The following is a 22,601-nucleotide window of genomic DNA, read 5'->3' on the forward strand; positions in this document are numbered from 1 at the left end:
GCACCCCCCGTACGCAGACGATCAAGGAAGCAGCTCAGCCATGCCCATCTCCACGGTGATCATCAACGCCACCGACGTCCGGCGCTCCGCCGACTTCTACACCACCCACCTCGAGGCGCAGGTCGTCGAGTCGGGCGACGACCGCGTCGTCCTCGACGTCGTCACCGCCCGGATCGAGCTGCGGGCGACCCCGGCCGACGGCCCCGCGAGCACGTGGGTCCCCGACGACCAGCGGCGCGGCTTCCGTCACGTCGGCTTCAAGGTCGACCGGGTCGACCCGCGCGCGGCGGCGCTCAAGGCGGCCGGCGTCCCGTTCCACCTCGACCCCCTCGACGCCGAGGGCGGCGTGCGGATCTGCTTCTTCTACGACCCGGACGGCACCCTGCTGGAGCTCGTCGAGGGCGACCTGCAGTACGTCGAGGTGCTCGACGCCGACCTCGTGGCCGCCGAGCGCGCGCTCGGGGTGCCCGACCGGCCGCGCTTCGACCACGTCGCCGTGACCGTCGCCGACCGCGGCGCGACCGACGCCTTCTACGCACCGCTCGGCTTCGGCTTCATGGGCACCATCGAGCAGCCGCACGACCCGCGGGGGTTCCACATCGGCTACCTCAAGTCAGGGCCTACCGTGCTGGAGGTGTTCACCTACGACGCCGGCACGCGCGGCCGCACCCCCCAGCCGGACGTCCCCGGCTTCGCCGCCGCGGAGGTCGCCGGGCTCGACGGCCCCCGCCCGGACGGCGCGGTCGCGCTGCCGGACGCCCCGGGGGGAGACCGGCTGACCGACCCCGACGGCCTCGTGCTCGCCGTCACCGAGAGGATCGACGCATGACCACCCCCAGCAGCCCGGACTGGGTCCGCCCGCTCGGCGCCACCGGCCTCCAGGTCACCGCCCTGTCCGTCGGCGGCGGTCCGCTCGGCAGCATCCCGAAGCAGGCCGGCCGCGAGGACGCGCAGGACGACGGGGTGGCGCTGGCCGCACACGTGCTCGACTCCCCGTGCCGGGTGCTCGACACCTCCAACGGCTACAGCGACGGGGAGAGCGAGCGGCGCATCGGCGGCGCGATCGCGCTGCGCGGCGGGCTGCCCGAGGACTTCCTGGTGATGACCAAGGTCGACGCGCGCGGCCGCGACTACTCCGGCGACCGCGTCCGTGCGAGCGTCGCCGAGTCGAAGGAACGGCTCGGGCTCGACACCCTGCCGATGGTCTTCCTGCACGACCCCGAGTACTTCGACTTCGAGCAGATGTCGGCGCCGGGCGGTGCCGTCGACACCCTCGTCCGGCTCCGTGAGGAGGGCGAGATCGGCCACCTCGGACTGGCCGGCGGTCCGGCGCCGGAGATGCAGCGCTACCTGGCGCTGGGGCCCTTCGAGGTGCTGCTCGTCCACAACCGCTGGACCCTGGTCGACCGCAGCGCCACGGCGCTCCTCGAGCAGGCCGAGCAGGCCGGGATCCCGCTGGTCAACGCGGCGGTCCACGGCGGCGGCATCCTCGGCAAGCCGGGCACCACGACGCAGTACGCCTACCGCGAGGCCGACCCGGCCGTGCTCGCCGCGGTCGACGCCATGGCCCGGCTGTGCGAGGAGCACGGCACGACCCTCGCGACGGCGGCGCTGCAGGCCTCCGTGCGCGACCCGCGGGTCACGACCACGCTCGTCGGCCTCAGCTCCCCGGCCCGCCTGGACAGCCTGCTCGCCTCCCTCGAGGAGGACCTGCCCGACGAGCTCTTCACCGGGCTCGAGGGGCTCCGTCCCGCCCCCGAGCACTGGCTGGAACCGCCGCGAGCCTGACCCCCGGCCCGCGGCGCCCGCCGCGGGCACCCGCACCACCCGTAGGAGCACCTCATGGCACACCCCGCCCTGCCCGCCGACTTCGTCTGGGGCACGGCCACCGCGTCGTACCAGATCGAGGGCGCGGTCGCCGAGGACGGCCGCGGCCCCAGCATCTGGGACACCTTCGCCCGGGTGCCGGGGGCCATCTCCGACGGCACGAACGGCGACCGCGCCGACGACCACTACCACCGCTACGCCGCCGACATCGCACTGATGGCCGAGCTCGGCTTCGGCGCGTACCGGTTCTCCGTCGCCTGGCCGCGCGTGGTACCGACGGGCACCGGCGAGGTCAACCAGGCGAGCCTCGACTTCTACCGCCGCATCGCCGAGACCTGCCACGAGCACGGCATCACGCCGTGGGCCACGCTCTACCACTGGGACCTCCCCCAGCCGCTGGAGGACCGCGGCGGCTGGCTGGTGCCGGAGACCGCGCAGGCGTTCGCGGAGTACGCGGCGCTGACCCACGAGGCGCTCGGCGACGTCGTCTCGCACTGGATCACGCTCAACGAGCCGTGGTGCTCGGCGCTGCTGGGTTACGGCAACGGCGTGCACGCACCCGGGAAGCAGGTCGGCAGCGACGCGCTCAAGGCCGCCCACCACCTGCTGCTCGGCCACGGGCTGGCGGTGCAGAAGATGCGGGCGAGCTCCCACGACTCGACCCTCGGCATCACCCTGAACCTCTACTCCGTGCGCCCGGCCTCCGGCTCCGCGGCCGACGCCGAGGCCGCCCGGCGTACGGACGGCATGGGCAACCGCTTCTTCCTCGACCCGGTGCTCCTCGGCTCGTACCCCGACGACGTGCTGGCCGACGCGGGCGTGCAGGAGTGGTTCGCCGAGCGCTCCGGCGACCTCGCGACGATCAACCAGCCGCTCGACTTCGTGGGGATCAACTACTACAGCCGCCACACCGCCGCGGCGCCCGAGGACGGGCGGTTCGCCGACCCGTCGATCCCGAGCGCGACGCCGGGCAGCGAGCGGGTCGTGCACGTCGACACGGGCGCGGACAAGACGTTCATGGGCTGGGAGGTGCACCCCGACGGCCTGCTCGACGTCGTCGCCATGGTCGCCGAGCGCTCGCCCGGCACGCCGGTCTACATCACCGAGAACGGTGCCGCGTACGACGACGTGGTCTCGCCGGACGGTTCGGTCGAGGACGAGGACCGGCGCCGCTACCTCGAGCTGCACGCGCAGGCGTGCGCCGACGCCGTCGCCGCCGGGCTGCCGCTGCGCGGCTACTTCGCGTGGAGCTTCCTCGACAACTGGGAGTGGGCCTTCGGCGAGAGCCGCCGCTTCGGCATCGTCCGCGTCGACTACGAGACCCAGGAGCGGACGGTGAAGCGCAGCGGGTGGTGGTTCCGTGACCTGCTCGCCGCGCAGCCGAAGGGCTGATCTCCCACCACCCGTACACCGGGTGCCCTCGCACCCCCTGCCGCTCCTCGCACCCCTTACGGCTCCTCGCACCCGGTCTGCCCGGTGCAGGGAGCGACAAGGGGTGCAGGGAGCGCCAGGGGTGCCGGGCGTACGCCCTCAGCGGGCCAGGGCCAGGCGGCTCGAGGTCTGGTGCGGGGTGAGGCGGCTGTGCAGGACGAGGGTCGCGGCGCCGAGGGCGGCGGAGACGTCGCTGGACGCGGACAGGCTCACCGTCGTCGGGTGGACCGCGCGGACGAAGCTCAGGCGCTGCAGGTCCTCGCGGGCCTGGCGCAGGTAGATCTCCCCCGCCGCGGCGAAGCCGGGCCCGGCCAGGATGATCCGGCCGAGGTCGAGCAGGTTGGTGACCGAGACGAGCGCACGGGCCAGGTGCCTCGCCGACTCCTCGATCACCGGGAGGGCCTCGGCGTGACCGGCGGCGGCGGCCCGCGCCACCCGGTCGGAGTCCTCGCGCACCGTGCCCTCCTCCCCGTGCAGGCCCAGCTCCCCGGCGAGGCCGCGCTCGATGGCGAGGGCCACGATCCGCCGCGGCGCGGCCAGCACCTCCAGGCACCCGCGGCTGCCGCACCAGCAGGGCGGCCCGTCGATGTCGAGGACCAGGTGGCCGATCTCGCCCACGTTGGACGACGCGCCGCGGTAGACGTCGCCGCCGGTGACGAGGCCGAGCCCGAAGCCCGTGGCCAGGTAGACCGTGGCGAAGTCGGCCGACGCGGGGATGCGCCCCACCCAGTACTCGCCGATCGCCGCGCAGGTCGAGTCGTTCTCGACGACGACCGGGAGCCCGGTCGCGCTGCTCAGCGCGTCCTCGATGTCGAAGAGCTCCCAGTCGGAGGCGTTCGGGTTGCTGCGCAGCACGCGGTGGGCGCTGTCCTGGCGCCCCGCCGCGGCGACCCCGACGCCCATCAGCGAGGCGCGGTCCACGCCGGCGGACGACACGAGGTCGTCCAGCTCCGCGGCCAGCCGCGGCACGACGTCGCCGGGCGCGGCCATCCCGATGCCCTCGCCGTCGGCCCGGGCGACGACGGTCCCGCCGAGGTCGGTGACCACGTACGTCACGCGGGCGAAGTCGAGCGCGACCCCGGCCGCGTGCCGCGAGCCCGCGTTGAGCTGGAGCAGGGTGCGCCGCTTGCCGCCCGTGCGGTCGCCCGTCCCGATCTCGGCGACGAGGCCGTCGGTGAGCATCTGGCGCACGATGCGCGAGATCGACGCCTCGGTGAGCCCGGAGAGGTCGGCCAGCTCGACGCGGCTCACCACCCCGCCCGAGCGGATGAGGTCGAGGATCGCGCTGTGGGTCTGGGCGGCCGTCACGCCGCGCAGGGGTTTCGACACGGTCACCTCGGAACTTTATTCCACAGGTTAAGGAACCACCTCGGGCACGAGATACCCCTGGGAGCGACGAGGGACGTCCTCGCCGGCGGACCCCTTGTGGAGCGTACGGGCTCCGGAGTAAGTTCTCGCGCTTGTGCGTGCGACCGCGAGGACCTACGCCAGGCTGCTGGCCGCGGGCTTCCGGCGCGGGTCGGCCTACCCCCTCGCCGCGCTCGGCGGGCTGGTCGCGAACGCGACGTTCGGGCTGCTCAAGGTCGGCATCCTCTTCGCCACGCTCGACGCGGCGGGCGGTGAGCTGAACGGCTACGACGTGGGCGCGATGAGCGCGTACATCTGGCTGAGCCAGGGCCTGCTCGGCTCGGTGAACCTGTACGGGCGCACCGACGTCGCCGAGCGCATCAAGAACGGCGACATCGCCGTCGACTTCGCCCGGCCGCTCGACGTGCAGGCGGCGAGCATCGCCCTCGAGGTCGGCAGCCGGCTGTTCGCCCTGCTCCCCCGCGGCCTGCCGTCGGTGCTCATCGGCGTCCTGCTCGTGGGGATGAGCATGCCGACGACGCCGCTGCCCTACCTCCTCGGCGCCCTCAGCGTGCTGCTCGGGATCACGCTGTCGTGCACCACGGTCTACCTCGTCGCCGCGTCGCGCTTCTGGCTCGTCGAGGGCCGGGGCCTGGAGATCCTCTACATGGTCGCGTCGGGCTTCCTCGCCGGGCTGTTCGTGCCGGTCCCGCTCTTCCCCGGCTGGCTGCGCACCCTCGCCTCGGCCACGCCCTTCCCGTCGATGCTGCAGCACCCGGTCGACGTCCTCTCCGGACGCGTCGACCTCGCCACCTCGCTCGGCCTGGTGGCCGTGCAGGCGGCGTGGCTCGTGGTGACGGCCGCGCTCGGGGCCGTGCTCACGCGCGCCGGCCGCGTACGGCTGGAGGTGCAGGGCGGATGAGGGGCACCCTGGCCGCACGCACCGCCCCCTACCGCGCCGTGCTCGCGTCGCGGGTCCGCGCGCAGCGCAGCTATCGCGCGTCGTTCCGCATGGACCTGCTCGGCTCGCTGCTCGTCGGGCTGGTCGAGCTCGCCGAGGTCTGGGTGCTCTTCCACGGCGTCGGGCGCATCGGCGGGCTCGACCTCGGCCAGGTGCTCCTGGTCTTCGGGCTGGCCGACGTCGCGTACTCGGTCGCCGACCTGCTCGTCGGCCACTGCGACGGGCTCGCCGGCTTCGTCCGCCGCGGCACCTTCGACGTCTTCTACCTCCGCCCGCAGCCGCTGCTGCTCCAGCTCGTCACCAGCGACATCAGCCTGCGGCGGCTGGCCCGCGCGGCGGTCGGGATCGCCGCGCTCGTGACCGGGCTCGTGGTCAACGACGTGGCCCTCACCCCGGTCGCCGTCGGGCTGCTGGTGCTCGCCCTGGTCAGCGGGATCGCGGTCTCCTCGGCGATGTTCGTGCTGGCCGCCGGCGTGCAGTTCTTCGTCGTCGACGGCGCGGAGCTGACCAACGCCTTCGTCTACGGTGGCCGCTACGCCTCGACCCAGCCGGCCAGCGTCTGGTCACGTCCGGTCAAGGCGGCGTTCGTCTTCCTCTTCCCGGTCGCCTTCACCGGCTACCTGCCCGTCGTGACGCTGCTCGGCCTGCCCGGCACCGACTGGCTGCCCGCCTGGCTCGGCTGGTGCGCGCCGCTGGCCGCGGTGTGGGCGTGGGGGCTGGCCCTGCTGTCCTGGCGGGTCGGCGTACGGCACTACCAGGGAGGTGGCGGCTGATGACCGAGCCGGACGCGGTGATCGAGAGCCACGGCCTCGGGCGCGACTTTCGGGTGCGCGACGGCCTCCGGCGGCGGACCGTGGTCGCCGTCGACGACCTGACCGTGCGGGTCGGGGCGGGCGAGGCGGTCGGCTACATCGGCGCGAACGGCGCCGGCAAGTCCACGACGATCAAGATGCTCGTCGGCATCCTCGTGCCGACCCGCGGCTCGGTGCGCACCTGCGGCCACGACCCCGTCCACGACCGCCGCCGGCTGGTCCGGCAGGTCGGCGTGGTCTTCGGGCAGCGCTCGCAGCTGTGGTGGGACCTCCCGGTGCGCGAGTCGTTCCGGATCCTGGCCTCGATCCACGCCCTCGGCGCGGTGCGCGAGCGCGAGCGGACCGACGAGCTCGTCGAGCGCCTCGAGATGGGCGCGTACTGGTCGACGCCCGTGCGCCAGCTGTCGCTCGGCCAGCGGATGCGCGCCGAGGTCGCGGCGGCGCTGCTGCACGCGCCCCGGCTCGTCGTGCTCGACGAGCCGACCATCGGGCTCGACGTGCTGTCCAAGCAGCGGCTGCGCGAGTTCCTCGTGGCCGAGCGGCGCACGCACGGCACGACGCTGCTGCTCACCACCCACGACATGGGCGACGTCGAGCGGCTCTGCGACCGGGTGCTGCTCGTCGACCGCGGCCGGCTCGCGTACGAGGGCACGCTCGCCGGGCTCTCGCGCACCGTCGGCGCGGAGCGGGTGCTGGTGGTGGACCTGGCGGAGCCGGGGGCGGACCTGGTGACGGTTCCGGGGGCGCGGCACCTCGGGAGCGAGGCGGGCGGGCTGCGCCAGCGGCTGGCGTTCGACGCCGAGGTCACGACCGCGGCCAAGGTCCTCGCCGCCGTCGCCGAGCACGCCGAGGTGGTCGACCTCTCGGTCGAGGAGCCCGACGTCGAGGACGTCGTCCGACGGGTCTACGCGGCGCGCCGCTGAGGTCCGCACAGGCTCGAGGAGCGTCCCGCGGCTAGCGGTTGAGCAGCGCCGCGAGCGCGACCACCCCGGCGGTGGAGGTGCGCAGGACGTGGTCGCCGACGCGGACGGTCCGCGCGCCGGCCTCGTCGAACGCCGCCAGCTCCTCGGGGCTGATGCCGCCCTCGGGCCCGACGACGACCACGACCTCGCCGGCGGCGGGGAGCGGGACCTCGGCGATCGGGGCGCTGGCGTCCTCGTGGAGCACGAGCGCCAGGTCGGCGGCGGCCAGGCGGGCGGCGAGCGCCTTGGTGCCCACCGGGTCCGACACGAGCGGGACGCGGAGCCGGCGCGACTGCTTGGCCGCCTCCCGGGCCGTGCTGCGCCAGCGACCGAGACCGCGCTCGACGCGGTCGGCCGACCAGCGCGCGACCGAGCGCGACGCCTGCCACGGGACGACCTCGTCGACGCCGACCTCGGTCAGCATCTCGACGGCGAGCTCGGCCCGGTCGCCCTTGGCCAGCGCCTGCGCGACGACGAGGCGTACGGGACGGGCGGTCTCGGTGAGCACCTCGGTGACCCGGACCCGCAGACCCGCCTTGCTCGCCTCCACGACCTCGCCACGGACCCCGCCCCCGGAACCGTCGGCGACGAGCACGCGCTCGCCCGCCCGCAGGCGCCGGACGGCGACCGCGTGGTGCCCCTCGGACCCGTCGACCAGCACCTCGCCGCCGACCTGCGGCGAGGTCGAGGCCAGGCTCTCCAGGAGGAAGAGCGCGTCGGTCACCCGCGCGTCACTGCCCGGCGAAGGCGTCGCGCAGGCGGCCGAAGACGCCGCGGCCCTGCTTCTGCACCGTCACCTCGGGCCCGGTCTCCTCACGGAGCTCGGCGAGCTGGCGGAGCAGGTCGCGCTGCTCGTCGTCCAGGCGCGTGGGCGTCTGCACCAGCAGGGTGACGCCGAGGTCGCCGCGGCCGTTGGACCGCAGGCGCGGGACGCCCCAGCCCTCGAGGGCGACGCGGGTGCCCGACTGGGTGCCGGCCGGGACGCTGACGTGCACGTCGCGGTCCTCGTCGTCGGTGTCGGCCAGGTCGGCCTCGAGCGTCTGGACCGTGACCTCGGTGCCGAGCGCGGCCGCGGTCATGGGGATGCGCACCGTCACCTCGAGGTCGTCGCCCTCGCGACGGAACACCTCGTGCGGCGCGACGGCCAGCTCGACGTAGAGGTCGCCGGCCGGGCCGCCGCCGGGGCCGACCTCGCCGTGGGCGGAGAGGTGGATCCGGTTGCCGGTGCTGACGCCGGCCGGGATCTTGACGTTGATCGTGCGGGCCGAGCGGACGCGGCCGTCGCCGGAGCACTCGGGGCACGGGTCGGGGATGACCGAGCCGTAGCCGCCGCAGGTCGGGCAGGGCTGCGTCGTGCGGATGTCGCCGAGGAAGGAGCGCTGGACGTGCGTCACGTCGCCCTGGCCGTGGCAGGTGCGGCAGGTGACGGGCTCGGAACCCTCCTGCGCCCCGGACCCCTTGCAGAGCGGGCACAGCACGGCCGTGTCGACCCGCAGCGGCTTGGTGACGCCGAACGCCGCCTCCGCCAGCTCGAGGTCGAGCCGGACGAGCGCGTCCTGGCCGCGGCGCACGCGCGAGCGCGGGCCGCGGCTGGTCTGCCCGCCGAACATCGCGTCGACGAGGTTGCCGAAGTCGAAGCCGCCCTGGCCGCCGAAGTTGCCGGCGAACCCGCCGCCCATGCCCCCGCCCAGCGGGTCGGCGCCGCGGTCGTAGAGGTCCTTCTTCTTCGGGTCGGCGAGGACCTCGTACGCCTCGGCCACCGCCTTGAAGCGGTCGCCCGCGTCCGGCTCGGTGGCGACGTCGGGGTGGAGCTTCATCGCGAGCTGGCGGTAGGCCTTCTTGATCTGCTCGGGCGACGCGTCGCGGGAGACGCCGAGCGTCTCGTAGTAGTCAGCAGCCATGTCTGGGGTGGGTCATCCTTGCTCGAGGTACGCGATCAGGTGTGCGTGATCAGGGTTGCGCGAGGAAGCGGCCGACGTAGCGCGCGACCGCGCGCACGGAGGCCATCGTCGAGGGGTAGTCCATGCGGGTCGGCCCGACGACCCCGAGGGTGGCACGGCTGCCGTAGCCGCTGGCGACGACCGAGGTCGTCTGGAGCTCCTTCACCGGGTTCTCCTGCCCGATCCGGACGGTGACGCCGTCGGCCGTGGCCTCGCCGAGCAGGGTGAGCAGCACGACCTGCTCCTCCAGCGCCTCGAGCACGGGCTTCATGCTGCTCGGGTCGGCGCCGTAGCGGGTGAGGTAAGGCATCCCGCCGATCACCATGCGGGTCGAGGTCTCGCTGCCGAGCATCTCCAGCAGGGCGGCCACCACGGTGCGCCCGAGCGGCAGCGTCTCCGCTGGGAGCGCATCGAGCAGCGCCGGGAGCGCGGAGCCGGCCTCGACCGGCGTCCGCCCGGCGGCGGCCGCGTTGAGCGCCGTCCGCAGGTCGCCCAGACCGGTCTCCTCGACCTCGGGCACCTCGAGGGAGCGCTGCTCGACGCGCCCGGTGGAGGTGATGAGCACCAGCAACAGCCGGGTCGACGACAGCGACACGAGCTCGACGTGGCGGACCGTGGAGGTGCTCAGCGTCGGGTACTGCACGATCGCGACCTGCTGCGTCGCCTGGGCGAGGAGCCGGACGGTGCGCAGCAGGATGTCGTCGAGGTCGAGCGCCCCGGACAGGAAGGTCTGGATCGCGCGCTGCTCGGCGCTGGAGAGCGGCTTGACCTGCCCGAGCCGGTCGACGAAGAGCCGGTAGCCCTTGTCGGTGGGGATGCGCCCCGCGCTGGTGTGGGGCTGCGTGATGTAGCCCTCCTCCTCCAGCGCGGCCATGTCGTTGCGGACCGTCGCCGGGGAGACGCCGAGGTCGTGCTTGTCGACCAGCGCCTTGGACCCGACCGGCTCCTTGCTGGAGACGTAGTCGGTGACGATGGCCCGGAGCACCTGCAGCTTGCGGTCGTCCATGCTCGCTCCACCACCCCTTCGCCTGCTGTCGCTCGAGTCGCCGCCGTCGTACGCGCGCGAGGCCCTTGGCACTCGCGTGCGGTGAGTGCCAGTGTAGTGCCGTGACCGACGCCGGGCAGGACGCCGAGCCGACCCCGCTGCCGGGCCCCTGGGAGGAGCTCGGGCCCGGCGCCTGGCGCTGCGTCGCCGAGCCGGACGCGGTGAACCTCGTCCTGCTCGCCGGGTCGGAGCGCGCGCTCCTCGTCGACACGGGCTCGACCCCTGCGCAGGGCCGGGCCGTCCGGGCCTCGGTCGCGTCGGTGACCGACGTCCCGCTCGAGGTCGTCGTGGTGACCCACGCGCACCGCGACCACGCCTTCGGCCTGGCAGCGTTCGACGACCTCACCACCGTCGGCCACGAGGACGTCGCCGCGTCCTTGGCCTCGCCGGACGCCCACGCCGACGCGGAGCGGCTCGGGCTCGCGCCGGCCGACCTCGTCGCCCCGAACCGTCCGATCGTGCTCGCCGCGGCCTTCGACCTGGGCGGGCGCCGCGTCGAGGTCGCCCACATCGGCCGGGGCCACACCGGCGCCGACCTGGTCGTGGTCGTGCCCGACGCGGACCTCGTCGTCGCCGGCGACCTCGTCGAGCAGGCCGGTCCGCCGGCCCTGGGCCCGGACTCCTACCTGCACGAGTGGCCGGTCACGCTCGACGGCGTCATCGGCCTGATGACCGGCGCGACCCGAGCCGTCCCCGGTCACGGCGAGCCGGTCGACCGGCCCTTCGTCTACGAGCAGCGGGGCCGGCTCGCGTCGGTCGCCGGGCAGGTCCGGCACCTCGCCGAGACCGGCGTCGGGGTGGACGAGGCGGCCGAGCAGGAGTGGGCGTACCCGTACGCGGTCCTCGCCGCCGGGCTGCCCACGGCCTTCGCGCAGCTGGGTCCCGTGGCGCCGCGCCGCACCCTGCCACTGGCCTGAGGGCGGCCCGCAGGACCGGGCCCAAGGACGCGGGCAGGAGATCCGGGACCCGTTGCATCCGCAGCGGCATCTCGTGCGCAGGACCAGGCACAGGCAAGCCCAGCCCCGCCCCACCTGGAGGTCCGATGCCCACGCCCGCCCGTTCCCGACTGATCCGGGGTTCCCTCGCCCTGGCCGTCACGTCCGGCGCCCTGCTGCTGCCCGCCACCAGCGCTCAGGCCGCCGACACCGCCACCGTCTCGATCCTGCACGCCGTCCCCGGCGCGACCGTCGACGTCTACGCCAACGGCGAGGAGCTGCTCAGCGACTTCGAGCCCGGCACCCTGACCGACCCGCAGCAGCTGCCCGCCGGCACCTACGACCTCAAGGTCGTCGCGGCCGGCGACGGCGCCGACGGCAACGCCGTGGCCGAGCTGGAGGACGCCGAGGTCCCGGCCGGCGCGAACGTCACCGTCGTCGCCCACCTCAACGCCTCGGGCGACCCGCGCCTGACCGCGTACGCCAACGACACCTCCGGCCTCGACGCCGGCCAGGCGCGCCTGATCGTGCGCCACGACGCCGCGGCCCCGGCCGTGGACGTCCGCGCGAACGAGGAGGTCGCCTTCAGCGGCCTCGAGAACCCCGACGAGGACAGCGCCGACCTCGACGCCGGCACGATCAGCGCCGACGTGGTCCTGGCCGGGGAGAGCGACCCGGTCATCGGCCCGGCCGACGTGGACCTCGAGGAGGGCACGACCACCATCGTGTACGCCTGGGGCTCCGCCGAGGACGACAACCTCGACCTGGCCGTGCAGACGATCAGCGGCATGGGCGGCAACCCGGGCGGTGTCCCCGGCGGCTCCGGCGGCCAGGCGGCGATGAGCTCCCCGCTCGCGCTCGGCGCCTTCGGCCTGGGCCTGGTCGGCCTCGTGCTGGCCGGCACCCGGATGGCCGCGCGGACCCGGACCGTCCGGGCCTGAGCGTGCGGCAGGACGACGCGGTGACGCGTGCCGCACGGGTCGGGCCCGCGAGGACCCGGTGACCCGGTGACGCTCGCCACCGCACGACGGGGCGGCTGGCTGTGGCCGGCCGTCCTCGTCGTGTCCGCGCTCCTGCTCGCGGTGGCCGGCCACCAGCTCTTCACCCCGCGCAGCGTGGCGGCCGACGTGCCCGTGACCACGACGGTCGAGGACCCGGCCGGTACGCCGTCCGTAACCCCCTCACCCTCCCCGTCCGCCTCGTCGTCGCCGACGGGGCGGGCGTCCGGGCCGCGCTGGACCACCCGGCCGGCCGCGCCGCGACCGGCCCCCGAGGTCGTGCCGCCCGAGCGGCTCCTCGCCCGCTCGGTCGGGCTGGACCTGCCCGTCGTGGCCGAGGGCGTCGACGACCGCGGCCAGATGGCCCTGCCCGAGCGGCCCACCGAGCTCGGCTGGTACCGCTTCGGACCCACGCCGGCCGACCGCCGCGGCGCCGTGGTCCTTGCCGGTCACGTCGACAGCGAGCGCTACGGCGCCGGACCCCTGGAGCGCGCCGCCGGCCTGGAGAAGGGCGACCGCATCGAGGTGCGCGACCGTGCGGGCCGCACCACCACGTACGCGGTCGGCGCCGTCCAGCGGATCCGCAAGGCCGACTTCTCCCCCGACGACGTCTTCTCCCGGTCCGGGAAGCCCGTGCTGCGCCTGATCACCTGCGGCGGGCCCTACGAGCCGAGGCGCGGCGGCTACCAGGACAATCTCGTCGTGACGGCGGAGCGCCGGTGAGCGCCGAGGTCGCGGGCGCGCAGCCGTCCCCGCTGGTGCCCGTCGTGCAGGAGCTGGGCCGGCGGGCCGTCGAGCGGGTGGTCGGGACGGAGGACGCAGACCGTACGGGGCCGGAGGACCGGACCGTAGGGGTGCACGGCGCGGACGGGGAGGGGCGGGCGGACGAGGTGGTCGGCGAGCTCGGGGCGGACCCCGGGGTGGACCTCGGGGTGGACCTCGGGGTGGACCTCGGGGTGGAGGAGGCGCGCATCGCGCGCGGGTTCGCCGCGGGCGACCGCGCGTGCCTCGAGGAGGCCTACCGCCGCTGGGCCCCGCTGGTCCACACCCTCGCGCGCCGCGAGCTGCGCCGGACGGTCGACGCCGAGGACGTGACGCAGCAGGTCTTCGTCAGCGCGTGGCGCAGCCGCGCCGACTACTCCCCCGGCCGCGGGAGCCTCCCGGGCTGGCTGGTCGGCATCACCCGCCACCGGCTCCTCGACCACCACCGCCGCCAGCAGCGCCAGCAGCGCCTGGCCAGCACCCTCGAGGACGAGGCCGTCGTCGCGTGGGGACCGTCGGTCCCGACCACCGACGAGGAGCTGGACCGGCTGCTCATCGCCGCCGAGATCGCGCAGCTGCCCGATCCGCGCGGCACGATCCTCCGAATGGCCTTCTGGGAGGGCTACACCTACCCGCAGATCGCCGACGGGCTCGACCTGCCGCTCGGCACCGTCAAGAGCCACGTGCGCCGTACGCTGCTGCACCTGCGGGACCGGCTGAGGGAGGCGAGGACGTGGAGCACCTGAGCGCGGAGCGCATCGCGGCGATCGCCTCCGACCTCGGGCCCGGACCGATGGCGGCCGAGGCCGGTCACCTGGCCCGCTGCCGCGCCTGCAGCGACGACGTCGAGGAGCTCGCCGCGGTGACGAGCGGGGTCCGCGACGCCTCGGGGACGACGCTGCGCCCGCCGCACCCCGACGTCTGGGCCGCGATCGACGCGGAGGTGGGCGGGAGCGCCGCGACCCGTCGGCCACGCGCGTGGCTCCCCGTGGCCGTGGCCGCCGCCGCGGGCCTCGTCGTGGGCGCCGGTGCCGTGCTGGGCGTGCAGGCGCTGCGCGACGGGGGCGGCGGGTCCGGCACGGTGCTCGCCCGCACCGACCTGGCCGCGCTGCCCGGGCAGAGCGGTGAAGGTTCGGCGGAGCTGGTCCGGGCCAGCGACGCGCTCCAGCTCCGGGTGCACGCGAGCCTCCAGGGCTCGCCCGGCGCCGAGTACCACGAGGTCTGGCTGATCAACAGCGACGGGAAGCGGATGTACGCCCTCGGCGTGCTGCCGTCCTCGGGCGACGCCAGCTACTGGCTGCCGGCGCCGCTGGACCAGCAGCTCGACGGCTACTCCACCGTCGACATCTCCCTCGAGCCCGACGACGGCGACACCGCGCACTCGCAGCTCAGCCTCGTCCGGGGCACCCTCCCCGGCTGAGTCGCGCGACGGACCCGCGGCGCTATCGTCCGAGGATGATCCTGGTGACGGGGGCCAGCGGCAACGTGGGCCGGCAGGTGGTCGAGCAGCTGGTGGCGGCGGGCGAGCCGGTCCGCGCCCTGAGCCGTGACCCTGCGCGCACCGAATGGCCGGACGGGGTGGAGACCGTCGCGGGCGACCTCGTCGGCGGGGTACCGACGGAGGCGTTCAACGGTGTCCGGGCCCTGCACCTCTTCCCCGCACCTGAGGGCGTCGACGCCGTCGTGGCCGCGGCGGTGGCCGCCGGGGTCGTGCACGTCACGGTGCTGTCCTCCCTGTCGGCGAGCTGGGAGACCGACAGCCCGCTGCAGCGCCGTCACACCGTCGTCGAGCGCGCGGTGGAGGGCTCGGGCCTCGGGTGGACCCACCTGCGGCCCGGGATGTTCATGACCAACACCCTGGCCTGGGCGCCGGCGGTCAGGGCGGGCGAGCCCGTGCGGGCGCCGTTCGGGGACTCGGTCGCCGCTCCCGTGCACGAGGCCGACATCGCTGCCGTCGCCGTCGCGGCGCTGCTCGACCCCGCCCGGCACGCCGGCGCGGTGCACGAGCTGTCCGGCCCGGAGGCGCTCAGCCAGCGCGACCGGGTGCGGGTCCTCGGCGAGGTGCTCGGGCGCGAGGTGCGCTTCGAGGAGCAGAGCCGGGCGGAGGCGCGCGCCGACCTGCTGCGCAACCCCTGGATGAACGAGCAGCTCGCCGACTCGCTGCTCGCCATGCAGGAGCGCACCGTCGGCGTGCGCGACGGCCTCGTCCTCCCGGCCGTCGACGAGGTCCTCGATCGCCCCGGGCGGAGCTTCGCCGAGTGGGTCGCCGACCACCGCGAGGCCTTCACCGGCCCCGTCTGAGGCCGCAGGGGAGCGGTTCAGGCGACCCGGACGGGTCGTACGCTCCCCTCGTGACCCTCACCCAGGGCGCGTGGCTGGTCTCGCTGGGGCTGGTGCTCTTCGGCGCGTTCTTCCTCCTAATCGGCATCCGGACGGTCCGCGCGGACAGCCGGCGCCGCCGGACCTGGCGCCCCTACCCCGGCGAGGTCGTCGCGACGGACTGGGACGGCGAGCAGACCCGGTGCCAGGTCGCCTACCGCCGGGCGGACGGCACCACGGCGCTCTTCTGGAACACCTCCACCTCGACGGTCGTGCGCGACCCGCTCGGTCGCCCCGTCCAGGTGCTGGAGAACCCGGCCGACCCCCACGAGGCGGTCGTCGCCTCCGGGATCGTCAGCGGCGACCTGGTCGGCACGGTCTTCGCCGTGGTGGGCGGCGTCATCGTCGCGGCCGGCGTGGTCGTGGCCGCGGTGCTCCTCAGCCGCTAGGGGTGACGGCTCAGCGAACCAGCCCCGACTGGTAGGCGACGACGACGAGCTGGGCGCGATCCCGGGCGCCGAGCTTGGTCATCACCCGGCTGACGTGCGTCCGGGCGGTGGCCGGGCTGACGACGAGGCGGGTGCCGATCTCGTCGTTGCTCAGGCCCTCGCCGATCAGGCCGAGGACCTCGCGCTCGCGCTCGGTCAGGTCGCTCAGCCGGGGGTGGCCGCGCCGGGCCGGCGCGCTCCGGGCGAAGGAGTCGATCACGCGCCGCGTCACCGAGGGCGACAGCAGCGACTCCCCCGCCGCCGCCAGCCGGACCGCGCGCAGCATGTCGGCCGGCTCGGAGTCCTTGACCAGGAAGCCGGCCGCACCCGCCTGCAGCGCGTCGAAGACGTGCTCGTCGGTCTCGAAGGTCGTCAGCACCACGACCCGTACGCCGGCCAGCGTCGGGTCCGCGGCGATCGCCCGCATGGCCTCGATCCCGTCCAGCCGCGGCATCCGGATGTCCATCAGGGCGACGTCGGGACGCACCCGACGCACCAGGTCGAGCGCCGCCCGGCCGTCCTCGGCCTCGCCGACGAGCTCGAGGTCGTCCTCGGAGCCGATCAGGGTGCGCAGCCCCATTCGCACCAGCGGCTGGTCGTCGACCACGACGACCCGGACACGGGAGGCGCCTGCGTCGCTCACGAGGTGACCTCGGCGCCGACGAGCGGCAGCCGGGCCCGGACGACCAGGCCGCGTCGCGGGCCGGGGACGACCTCGACCTCGCCGCCGAGCGCCGCGGCCCGCTCGCGCATCCCGCGGATCCCGTTGCCCTCCGCGACGACCGCGCCCGGGCCCTCGTCGGCGACCTCGACGACCAGCGCGTCCGGGCGCCGTTCGACCCGGACGCTCGCGCCGGCGCCGTCGGCGTGGCGGACCACGTTGGTCAGGGCCTCCTGCACGATCCGGAACGCCGCCTGGTCCACCGCGGCGGGCAGCGGCGTGCCGTCGCCGTGGTCGTCCCGGACGACGCTCACCGGGCGGCCGGCGGTGCCCAGCGCCGCGACGAGGTCGTCGAGCCGCGCGAGCCCGGCGACCGGCGAGCGCGGCTCGGCCTCGCGGAACATGCCCAGCGTCGTCCGCAGCTCGGCGAGGGCGTCGCGGCTGGAGCGCCGGATCGCCTCCAGCGCCGCCGTCACCTCGGCCGGGACGCCCGCCCCGTCCTGCTTGTCGAGGACGTGCAGCGCGACCCCGGCCTGCATGGTAACCACCGACAGGCTGTGCCCGACGACGTCGTGCACCTCGCGCGCCACCCGCAGCCGCTCCTCGTACGCGCTGCGGCGCACCTCCTCCGCCCGCTCGCGCCGCTCGACCTCGCGCCGGCTGCGGCGCAGCAGGACGAGCAGCACCGGCGCGACGGCGAGGGCGAGGGCCATCACCAGCTCGGCGTAGACCACGGGCTCGAGCACGCCGAGGTAGGCCTCGTCGTGGTGCGCAGCCAGGACCGCGGGGACCAGGAGCGCCAGCAGCCACGCCCAGCGCCGGACCGGCAGCGCGACGGCCATCGGGTAGACGGTGAGCGCGAGGGCCAGCAGCGCCGGCGCGAAGAACGACGTCGTCGCGAAGAAGCCGCCGACCCCGACGACGCTCGCCACGAAGGCGGTGCGCGGCCGTGCCCGGCGCAGCGCGACGCCGAGGGCCAGCAGGAGCAGGAACGGTGCGGCCGTCCAGGGCACCGAGGTCGTGGTCCAGGGCCCGTCCGGTCCGCGGCCGCCGCCGGCCGGCCCGCCGAAGCGCGGCCCCCGCCCGTCGCGGTCGCCCGCCTGGCCGTCCGGGTCCTGCCAGGGCACGTGCGCCGCGGCCCAGCAGAACCAGGCGATCCCGAGCCCGAGGGCGGCGTTGAGCAGCAGCACGCGACGGGCGTGGCTCACGCTGCTCCTCCTGCTGTGGGCACGTCCCGACCCTAGGCGAGCGAGGGCCTCCGAGCGTCCCCCCTGGCGCGTACCCGGCGTACGTCAGGAGGCGTACGCAGGGTGTCGCCCGTCGCCCGATGTGCGCGGGGCCGCAGCGACGGAGGGTGGGGTCATGCCACCACACGGACCCGGCCTCGGCCCCGACGCCGCCGCCCAGCACGCCCAGTGGGCCGCCCACGGCGGACCCTTCCCCTTCCTCGGAGGTCTGATGTTCCTGCTCTTCCTGCTCCTGCTCGGCGCCACGTTCTTCTACCTCCGCCGCAGCGGTCGCCTGGACGGGCTGGCGCTCGGGGTCGCGCGAAGACCCCCGAGCACGAGGCGCGCGAGATCCTCGCGACCCGCTTCGCCACCGGGGACCTGTCCAGCGACGAGTTCCTGGAGCGCGCCAGCGTCCTCAACTGGACCCCGGGCGTCGAGCCGCTCCCGGTCCCGCGCAAGGGCCGTCGCTGACCCTTCCCGGTGCTCGCGCTGAGCAGTCCGGGGGATCGGTCCCGCGCTGCGGCGCGCCCTCGGTCGCGTCGCGCACCGCTAGAGTCCGCCAATGGCCAGGGTGACGCTCAAGACGGTGGCGACCGCGGTCGGCGTCTCGCCGGCCACGGTCTCCAACGCCTACAACCGGCCCGACCAGCTGTCGGCGGAGCTGCGCGAACGCATCCTCGCCGTGGCCGCGGAGCTGGGGTTCACGGGGCCGGACGCGGCCGGCCGGGCCCTGCGCACCGGACGCTCCGGCGCGGTCGGGGTGCTCCTGACCGGGCACCTCTCCTACGCCTTCTCCGACCCGTACGCGGTCGCGATGCTCGCCGGGCTCGCCTCGGCCGTCGAGCGCACCACCTCGATCGTGCTGCTGCCGCTGCCCCACGACGAGCACGGCGAGCCCGACCTGTCTGTGGTCCGCTCGGCCAGCATCGACGCCCTCGCCCTGCTCTCGCTGTCCGACGGCCACCCCGCCGCCGAGCTCGCCCGGGCCCGCGGCCTCGGCCTCGTGACGACCCACCGCGTCGACGACCCCGGCGCGAGCTGGGTCGCGATCGACGACCGGCGTACGGGGGTCCTCGTCGCCGAGCACCTGGCCGGGTTGGGCCACACCGACGTCCTCGTCGTCGCCCCGACGGTCGACGACCCCGACGACGCCGAGGTCCGGGTGGTCGACCCGCCGCGGATCGGCTACGCCGACTACGCCGCCCGCCTCGCCGGGATCTCCGACACCCTCGGCGGCCGGATCTCGATGGTCACCGCCGGGGTGAACGACTTCGACTCCGGGCTGCGGGCCGCCGCCTGGCTGCTCGCGCAGGACCGGCTCCCGACCGCGGTCGTCGCCCTGAGCGACGTCCTCGCGCTCGGGGTCCTCGAGGGCCTGACCGCGGCCGGCGTCGACGTTCCCGCGACGGTGTCGGTGTGCGGGTTCGACGACATCGCCGCCGCCGCGCCGCGCGGGCTCACCACCGTGCGCCAGCCGATCACCGAGCGCGGCCGCGAGATCGGCCGGATGCTCCTCGACCCCACCGACCCGCCGCGCCAGGTCCTGATGGACGTCGAGCTCGTCGTCCGGACCAGCTCGGGCCCGCCGCGAACCACCGCCTGACCGCCGTCCCCTCACCGCCGCCCCTTTGACCGCCGAGCGGTAGGTTGCGGCGCGCGACACGCCGATACAGGGCGCGGCAACCTACCTCTCGGCGGGTGGGGCGGGGCGGTCCGTGCGCGTCCAGCGCACCGAGGGCGGGCGCGAGGAGGCGTCAGGCCTCGTCGTCGGGCCAGGGCGCGGAGTACTGGACCCGCGCGTCGCGGGTGAGCTCGGCCGTGAGGCGCAGCAGCTCCTCGGTCGAGGCCGCGCGCAGCAGGGTGAGCCGGTCGAGGTCGCCGAGCGGGGCGATGCCGGCCAGCTGCCAGCAGCGCGGCATGGGCTCGTCGGCGAGCTCCACGTCCGGGGACCAGCCCGTCTCGGCGAACTCCGACGCCTGGGCGAGCGTGCTGCGCACGACCTGCTCGGTCTCCTCGAGCAGCGGCGCCAGGGCGTCGTCCCACTCCAGGTCGTCGAGCTCGCGGACCTCGGCCCGCGGGTAGGGGGTGCCGTCCAGCCACTCGACGACCTCGAAGCGCCGGCCGCCCTGCGCGGCGAGCCCCACGACCCCGTCCTCGGCGGCCACCTGGAGGATGTCGGCCACCGTGCCCGCGCCGAAGCGGTGGTCACCGCCGCCGACCTCGAAGCCGCGCTCGATGAGCACCACCCCGAACCGCGCGTCCTCGGCCGCCACCAGCTCGGAGAGCATCAGCAGGTAGCGCTCCTCGAAGACGCGCAGGTGCAGCGGCATCGCCGGGAGCAGGACCGAGCCGAGCGGGAACATCGCCATCGCGACCACGCCCCCAGCCTTCCAGGCGCCACCCAGCGGTGGGTGCGCGGGCGGGCGCCTGACGACCCGCCCGCGCGCACGACCTAGCCCCAGCCGGGGTCGGCCGGGCCGTCGCCGAAGTCGGGCACGGGCAGCCGTACGCCGTCGGCGTTCGCCGAGTCCCACGCGACGATGCCCGGCAGCGTGAACCGCGCCGCCCGCCACGCGTTGACCGGCGGCTGCGTAACGGTGGTCACCGCACGGACGAAGTCGTCGGCGAGGAAGTGGTGGCTGCCCTCGTGGCCGTTGGGCGCACCGTCGAACTCCTTCGGCAGCCGGCTGGTGTCGTGCACCTTCGCCAGGCCCGACTCGAAGGAGTGCCGCAGGGCCGGGTCGAGGCCTTCGAGCACGGTCGGGTCGACCGCCTGACCGCCGTGGGTGTAGGTCCGGAACAGCTCGCCGATGTCCTCGATCTCGTCGCGCGTGCTCCACGAGGCGCCCGTGGAGGTCTGCTCCATGACGCCGTCGGTGCCGTAGAAGCGGAAGCGCGACTCGTGCACCCGCCCGGGGTGCCCCACCCGACGGAACTCGTTGGTGCGCATCGTGCCGCCGTCGGCGAGGCCGAAGAGCGCGGTCATGTTGCTGAACTCGTTGCCCCACAGCGACACGTCGGCGTCGAACACCCCGTCGCCGCGGTCGTCCTTGATCCCGATGCAGGACACCGACGTCGCGTGCGTGGGCAGGGCGCCGAGCACGCCGCCGACGGCGTGGGTCGGGTAGAGCATGGGCGGGTACGACGCGGTCGCCTTCCAGCCCTCGCCACCGCTGAACTGGTACGCGGCGTAGAAGCCGTTGTCCATGTCGTGCACGTAGTCGCCCTCGGAGTAGAAGACGCGGCCGAACGCGCGCTTGGCGTTCTGCTCACGGGCCCACACGACCGCCGGGTTGTAGTAGCTGGTCTCGCCCATCATGTAGACGAGCCCGGTCTCCTCGACCTTGCGCACGATGGCCTCGATCTCGTCCACCTGCAGCGCCATCGGCACCGCGGAGTAGACGTGCTTGCCGGCGTCGAGGGCCTTCAGCACGAGCTCGGCGTGCGTCCAGCGCTGGGTGAAGACGGCCACCGCGTCGACGTCGGAGGCGATCAGGGCGTCGGCGTCGTCGTACGCGCCGGCGATGCCGTAGCGCTCGACGTGCTCGGCCGCCCGCTCGGGCACGAGGTCGGTGACGTGGATGTCCCCGACGTCGGGGTGGCGCTGCCACAGCCCGATGAAGCTCCCTGCGAACTGCCCCGTCCCGATGACGCCGATCTTCACGTGCCCGTCCTCCCGATCCGGCGGGCCGTCTGCACCGCCGCCCGCTAATCTAAACGATTAGATGACGAGCTCGTGCACCGGGCGCGAGTGGGTCCGCCGCGACCGCACGAGAGGGTGGTGACGTGCCGCAGACCGAGGAGCCCGCACGTCGGGCGACCGCCGCCGAGGTCGCGCGCCGGGCCGGGGTGAGCCCGGCGGTGGTGAGCTACGTGGTCAACGGCGGTCCGCGCAACGTCGCCCCGGGGACCGCGGCGCGGGTGCGCGACGCGGTGCGCGACCTCGGTTACCGCCCCAACCGGGCGGCGCGGGCCCTGCGCCGCGGCTCGACCGGCATCGTCGGCCTCGTCATCCCCCGGGTGGCGAACCCGTTCATGGCCGAGCTGTCGGAGGCCGTCCAGGACGCGGCCGCCCGCCGCGGGCTCGCTGTCCTCGCGGCCGGGTCGGGCAACGAGCCGGACGTGGAGCGCGAGCTGCTGCAGACGCTCCCGCGCCACGGCGTCGACGGGCTCCTGGTCGCGACCGTGCTCGGCCACGCCGACCCGCCGCCGGGCACGGCGCCAGGGCTCCCCACCGTCTACCTGAACGCCCCCTTCCCGGTCGGCGGGCGCTGCGCCGTCGGTCCGGACGCGACCCAGGGCGCCCGGCTGGTCGTCGACCACCTGCTCGCGGTGCACGGCCACCGCTCGGTCGCGCTGGTCACCGGGGAGTCCGGCGCGCGGCGCGCCGGGGCCCGCGAGCTCGGCTGGCAGCAGGCGCTCGCGGCCTACGACGCCGCGCCCGGGCCGGTCGTCCGCGTCGGCTGGGACCGCCGGGGCGGCAGCGCCGCGGTCGCCGCGCTGCTCGCGGGTCCGCAGCGGCCGACCGCCGTCTTCGCCACCTCCGACGCCCAGGCGCTCGGCGTCCTGCACGGCCTGCGCGCCGCCGGGGTGCGGGTGCCCGAGGACGTGGCCGTGGTCGGCTTCGACGGCATCGAGGAGGCCGCGTACGCCGCTCCCCCGCTCACCACCGCGAAACAGCCGGTCGCCGCCATGGCCGAGGCGGCGCTGGACGCCCTCGAACGGCCCGGCGGACCCGTCGAGGGCCACCAGGTGCTCGGCCTGGACCTCGTCGTGCGCGAGTCCTGCGGGTGCCCCGCACCACCCGACTGAGCTGCTGCCGCGTCAACCACCCCAGAGGTGGCCGACGCACCAGGGGTTGTGGGGGACTCGCGCCGGGCGGCT

General features: G+C 75.1%; 23 protein-coding genes. 15 read left to right on the forward strand and 8 right to left on the reverse strand.

Annotated elements, in window-relative coordinates; genetic code table 11:
* Positions 1-40 precede the first annotated feature (40 nt).
* From BLU42_RS10685 to BLU42_RS10695, 3 genes are read left to right on the forward strand one after another with little or no spacing between them, the layout of a single operon-like run.
* Positions 41-829 carry a VOC family protein gene (locus BLU42_RS10685; protein ID WP_091074413.1) on the forward strand — a complete coding sequence of 263 codons (789 nt, stop codon included), beginning with the start codon at positions 41-43 and terminating at the stop codon, positions 827-829.
* On the forward strand, positions 826-1,788 hold the full coding sequence (locus BLU42_RS10690) for an aldo/keto reductase (protein ID WP_091074414.1): 963 nt from the start codon (positions 826-828) through the stop codon (positions 1,786-1,788). The genes BLU42_RS10685 and BLU42_RS10690 overlap by 4 nt, the downstream gene beginning before the upstream one ends.
* 54 nt (positions 1,789-1,842) lie before the next feature.
* Positions 1,843-3,219: a GH1 family beta-glucosidase gene (locus tag BLU42_RS10695; RefSeq protein ID WP_091074415.1), complete on the forward strand. Its 1,377-nt coding sequence runs from the start codon at positions 1,843-1,845 to the stop codon at positions 3,217-3,219.
* 138 nt (positions 3,220-3,357) lie between these two features.
* Here BLU42_RS10695 and BLU42_RS10700 read toward each other — a convergent pair whose 3' ends face one another.
* On the reverse strand, positions 3,358-4,593 hold the full coding sequence (locus tag BLU42_RS10700; RefSeq protein WP_091074416.1) for an ROK family transcriptional regulator: 1,236 nt from the start codon (positions 4,591-4,593) through the stop codon (positions 3,358-3,360).
* Positions 4,594-4,720: 127 nt separating this feature from the next.
* Here BLU42_RS10700 and BLU42_RS10705 point away from each other — a divergent pair, with 127 nt between their 5' ends.
* Genes BLU42_RS10705 through BLU42_RS10715 form a run of 3 tightly spaced genes read left to right on the forward strand, consistent with a single transcriptional unit; the run spans position 4,721 to position 7,301 of the window.
* Positions 4,721-5,527 carry an ABC transporter permease gene (locus tag BLU42_RS10705; RefSeq protein WP_091074417.1) on the forward strand — a complete coding sequence of 269 codons (807 nt, stop codon included), beginning with the start codon at positions 4,721-4,723 and terminating at the stop codon, positions 5,525-5,527.
* Entirely contained in the window at positions 5,524-6,339 is an 816-nt protein-coding gene (locus BLU42_RS10710; protein WP_091074418.1) for an ABC transporter permease, read from the forward strand. The genes BLU42_RS10705 and BLU42_RS10710 overlap by 4 nt, the downstream gene beginning before the upstream one ends.
* A complete protein-coding gene (locus BLU42_RS10715; protein WP_091074419.1) occupies positions 6,339-7,301 on the forward strand; it encodes an ABC transporter ATP-binding protein in 963 nt (320 codons plus the stop codon). The genes BLU42_RS10710 and BLU42_RS10715 overlap by 1 nt, the downstream gene beginning before the upstream one ends.
* 31 nt (positions 7,302-7,332) lie before the next feature.
* On the opposite strand, the gene BLU42_RS10720 is transcribed toward BLU42_RS10715, so the two are convergent.
* Genes BLU42_RS10720 through hrcA form a run of 3 tightly spaced genes read right to left on the reverse strand, consistent with a single transcriptional unit; the run spans position 7,333 to position 10,286 of the window.
* A complete protein-coding gene (locus BLU42_RS10720; RefSeq protein ID WP_091074420.1) occupies positions 7,333-8,064 on the reverse strand; it encodes a 16S rRNA (uracil(1498)-N(3))-methyltransferase in 732 nt (243 codons plus the stop codon).
* A 7-nt stretch (positions 8,065-8,071) separates the two neighbouring features.
* Positions 8,072-9,241, reverse strand: coding sequence for a molecular chaperone DnaJ (gene dnaJ / locus BLU42_RS10725; protein WP_091074421.1), 1,170 nt, complete (start codon positions 9,239-9,241; stop codon positions 8,072-8,074).
* Positions 9,242-9,290: 49 nt separating this feature from the next.
* Positions 9,291-10,286: a heat-inducible transcriptional repressor HrcA gene (gene hrcA / locus BLU42_RS10730; protein ID WP_091074422.1), complete on the reverse strand. Its 996-nt coding sequence runs from the start codon at positions 10,284-10,286 to the stop codon at positions 9,291-9,293.
* 101 nt (positions 10,287-10,387) lie between these two features.
* Here hrcA and BLU42_RS10735 point away from each other — a divergent pair, with 101 nt between their 5' ends.
* From BLU42_RS10735 to BLU42_RS10765, 7 genes are all read left to right on the forward strand, one after another.
* Positions 10,388-11,242 carry an MBL fold metallo-hydrolase gene (locus tag BLU42_RS10735; RefSeq protein WP_172825782.1) on the forward strand — a complete coding sequence of 285 codons (855 nt, stop codon included), beginning with the start codon at positions 10,388-10,390 and terminating at the stop codon, positions 11,240-11,242.
* Between the two features lie 125 nt (positions 11,243-11,367).
* On the forward strand, positions 11,368-12,201 hold the full coding sequence (locus BLU42_RS10740) for a DUF4397 domain-containing protein (protein WP_091074424.1): 834 nt from the start codon (positions 11,368-11,370) through the stop codon (positions 12,199-12,201).
* A 66-nt stretch (positions 12,202-12,267) separates the two neighbouring features.
* The gene (locus BLU42_RS10745) at positions 12,268-12,981 is read left to right on the forward strand and encodes a class F sortase (RefSeq protein ID WP_157719931.1); all 714 of its coding nucleotides are present in this window, start codon (positions 12,268-12,270) and stop codon (positions 12,979-12,981) included.
* Complete coding sequence (locus BLU42_RS10750) at positions 12,978-13,766, forward strand: RNA polymerase sigma factor (RefSeq protein WP_231918096.1); 789 nt, start codon at positions 12,978-12,980, stop codon at positions 13,764-13,766. The genes BLU42_RS10745 and BLU42_RS10750 overlap by 4 nt, the downstream gene beginning before the upstream one ends.
* Positions 13,754-14,440 carry an anti-sigma factor gene (locus BLU42_RS10755; RefSeq protein WP_091074426.1) on the forward strand — a complete coding sequence of 229 codons (687 nt, stop codon included), beginning with the start codon at positions 13,754-13,756 and terminating at the stop codon, positions 14,438-14,440. Before BLU42_RS10750 ends, BLU42_RS10755 begins: the two co-directional genes overlap by 13 nt.
* 35 nt (positions 14,441-14,475) lie before the next feature.
* A complete protein-coding gene (locus BLU42_RS10760; protein ID WP_091074427.1) occupies positions 14,476-15,321 on the forward strand; it encodes an NmrA family NAD(P)-binding protein in 846 nt (281 codons plus the stop codon).
* 50 nt (positions 15,322-15,371) lie between these two features.
* Positions 15,372-15,788: a DUF3592 domain-containing protein gene (locus BLU42_RS10765; protein WP_157719932.1), complete on the forward strand. Its 417-nt coding sequence runs from the start codon at positions 15,372-15,374 to the stop codon at positions 15,786-15,788.
* A gap of 10 nt (positions 15,789-15,798) precedes the next feature.
* Here the strand turns inward: BLU42_RS10765 and BLU42_RS21105 are convergent, their stop codons facing one another.
* Positions 15,799-16,470 (reverse strand): response regulator, encoded by a 672-nt coding sequence (locus BLU42_RS21105; RefSeq protein WP_197680408.1) that lies wholly within the window; start codon positions 16,468-16,470, stop codon positions 15,799-15,801.
* Positions 16,467-17,696, reverse strand: a complete 1,230-nt coding sequence (locus tag BLU42_RS21110) for a sensor histidine kinase (protein ID WP_091074429.1) — start codon at positions 17,694-17,696, stop codon at positions 16,467-16,469. Before BLU42_RS21110 ends, BLU42_RS21105 begins: the two co-directional genes overlap by 4 nt.
* Positions 17,697-18,279: 583 nt before the next feature.
* Here BLU42_RS21110 and BLU42_RS10780 point away from each other — a divergent pair.
* Positions 18,280-19,320, forward strand: coding sequence for a LacI family DNA-binding transcriptional regulator (locus tag BLU42_RS10780; RefSeq protein WP_091074430.1), 1,041 nt, complete (start codon positions 18,280-18,282; stop codon positions 19,318-19,320).
* A 151-nt stretch (positions 19,321-19,471) separates the two neighbouring features.
* Here the strand turns inward: BLU42_RS10780 and BLU42_RS10785 are convergent, their stop codons facing one another.
* Positions 19,472-20,086: an LON peptidase substrate-binding domain-containing protein gene (locus BLU42_RS10785; protein ID WP_231918588.1), complete on the reverse strand. Its 615-nt coding sequence runs from the start codon at positions 20,084-20,086 to the stop codon at positions 19,472-19,474.
* 83 nt (positions 20,087-20,169) lie between these two features.
* Positions 20,170-21,381, reverse strand: a complete 1,212-nt coding sequence (locus BLU42_RS10790; protein WP_091074431.1) for a Gfo/Idh/MocA family protein — start codon at positions 21,379-21,381, stop codon at positions 20,170-20,172.
* Positions 21,382-21,503: 122 nt separating this feature from the next.
* Between BLU42_RS10790 and BLU42_RS10795 the strand changes: the two genes are divergently transcribed.
* Entirely contained in the window at positions 21,504-22,529 is a 1,026-nt protein-coding gene (locus tag BLU42_RS10795) for a LacI family DNA-binding transcriptional regulator (protein WP_091074432.1), read from the forward strand.
* The last annotated feature ends 72 nt before the right edge of the window (positions 22,530-22,601 follow it).

Origin of the sequence: Microlunatus sagamiharensis (assembly GCF_900105785.1) — a bacterium.
Lineage (GTDB): Bacteria > Actinomycetota > Actinomycetes > Propionibacteriales > Propionibacteriaceae > Microlunatus > Microlunatus sagamiharensis.

What these genes read in the sequence shown, in the direction of transcription:
- BLU42_RS10685 (WP_091074413.1), top strand. Translation starts at nt 41, where the DNA reads ATGCCCATCTCCACGGTGATCATCAACGCCACCGACGTCCGGCGCTCC.
- BLU42_RS10690 (WP_091074414.1), top strand. Translation starts at nt 826, where the DNA reads ATGACCACCCCCAGCAGCCCGGACTGGGTCCGCCCGCTCGGCGCCACC.
- BLU42_RS10695 (WP_091074415.1), top strand. Translation starts at nt 1,843, where the DNA reads ATGGCACACCCCGCCCTGCCCGCCGACTTCGTCTGGGGCACGGCCACC.
- BLU42_RS10710 (WP_091074418.1), top strand. Translation starts at nt 5,524, where the DNA reads ATGAGGGGCACCCTGGCCGCACGCACCGCCCCCTACCGCGCCGTGCTC.
- BLU42_RS10715 (WP_091074419.1), top strand. Translation starts at nt 6,339, where the DNA reads ATGACCGAGCCGGACGCGGTGATCGAGAGCCACGGCCTCGGGCGCGAC.
- dnaJ (WP_091074421.1), bottom strand. Translation starts at nt 9,241, where the DNA reads ATGGCTGCTGACTACTACGAGACGCTCGGCGTCTCCCGCGACGCGTCG.
- hrcA (WP_091074422.1), bottom strand. Translation starts at nt 10,286, where the DNA reads ATGGACGACCGCAAGCTGCAGGTGCTCCGGGCCATCGTCACCGACTAC.
- BLU42_RS10740 (WP_091074424.1), top strand. Translation starts at nt 11,368, where the DNA reads ATGCCCACGCCCGCCCGTTCCCGACTGATCCGGGGTTCCCTCGCCCTG.
- BLU42_RS10760 (WP_091074427.1), top strand. Translation starts at nt 14,476, where the DNA reads ATGATCCTGGTGACGGGGGCCAGCGGCAACGTGGGCCGGCAGGTGGTC.
- BLU42_RS10780 (WP_091074430.1), top strand. Translation starts at nt 18,280, where the DNA reads ATGGCCAGGGTGACGCTCAAGACGGTGGCGACCGCGGTCGGCGTCTCG.
- BLU42_RS10785 (WP_231918588.1), bottom strand. Translation starts at nt 20,086, where the DNA reads ATGGCGATGTTCCCGCTCGGCTCGGTCCTGCTCCCGGCGATGCCGCTG.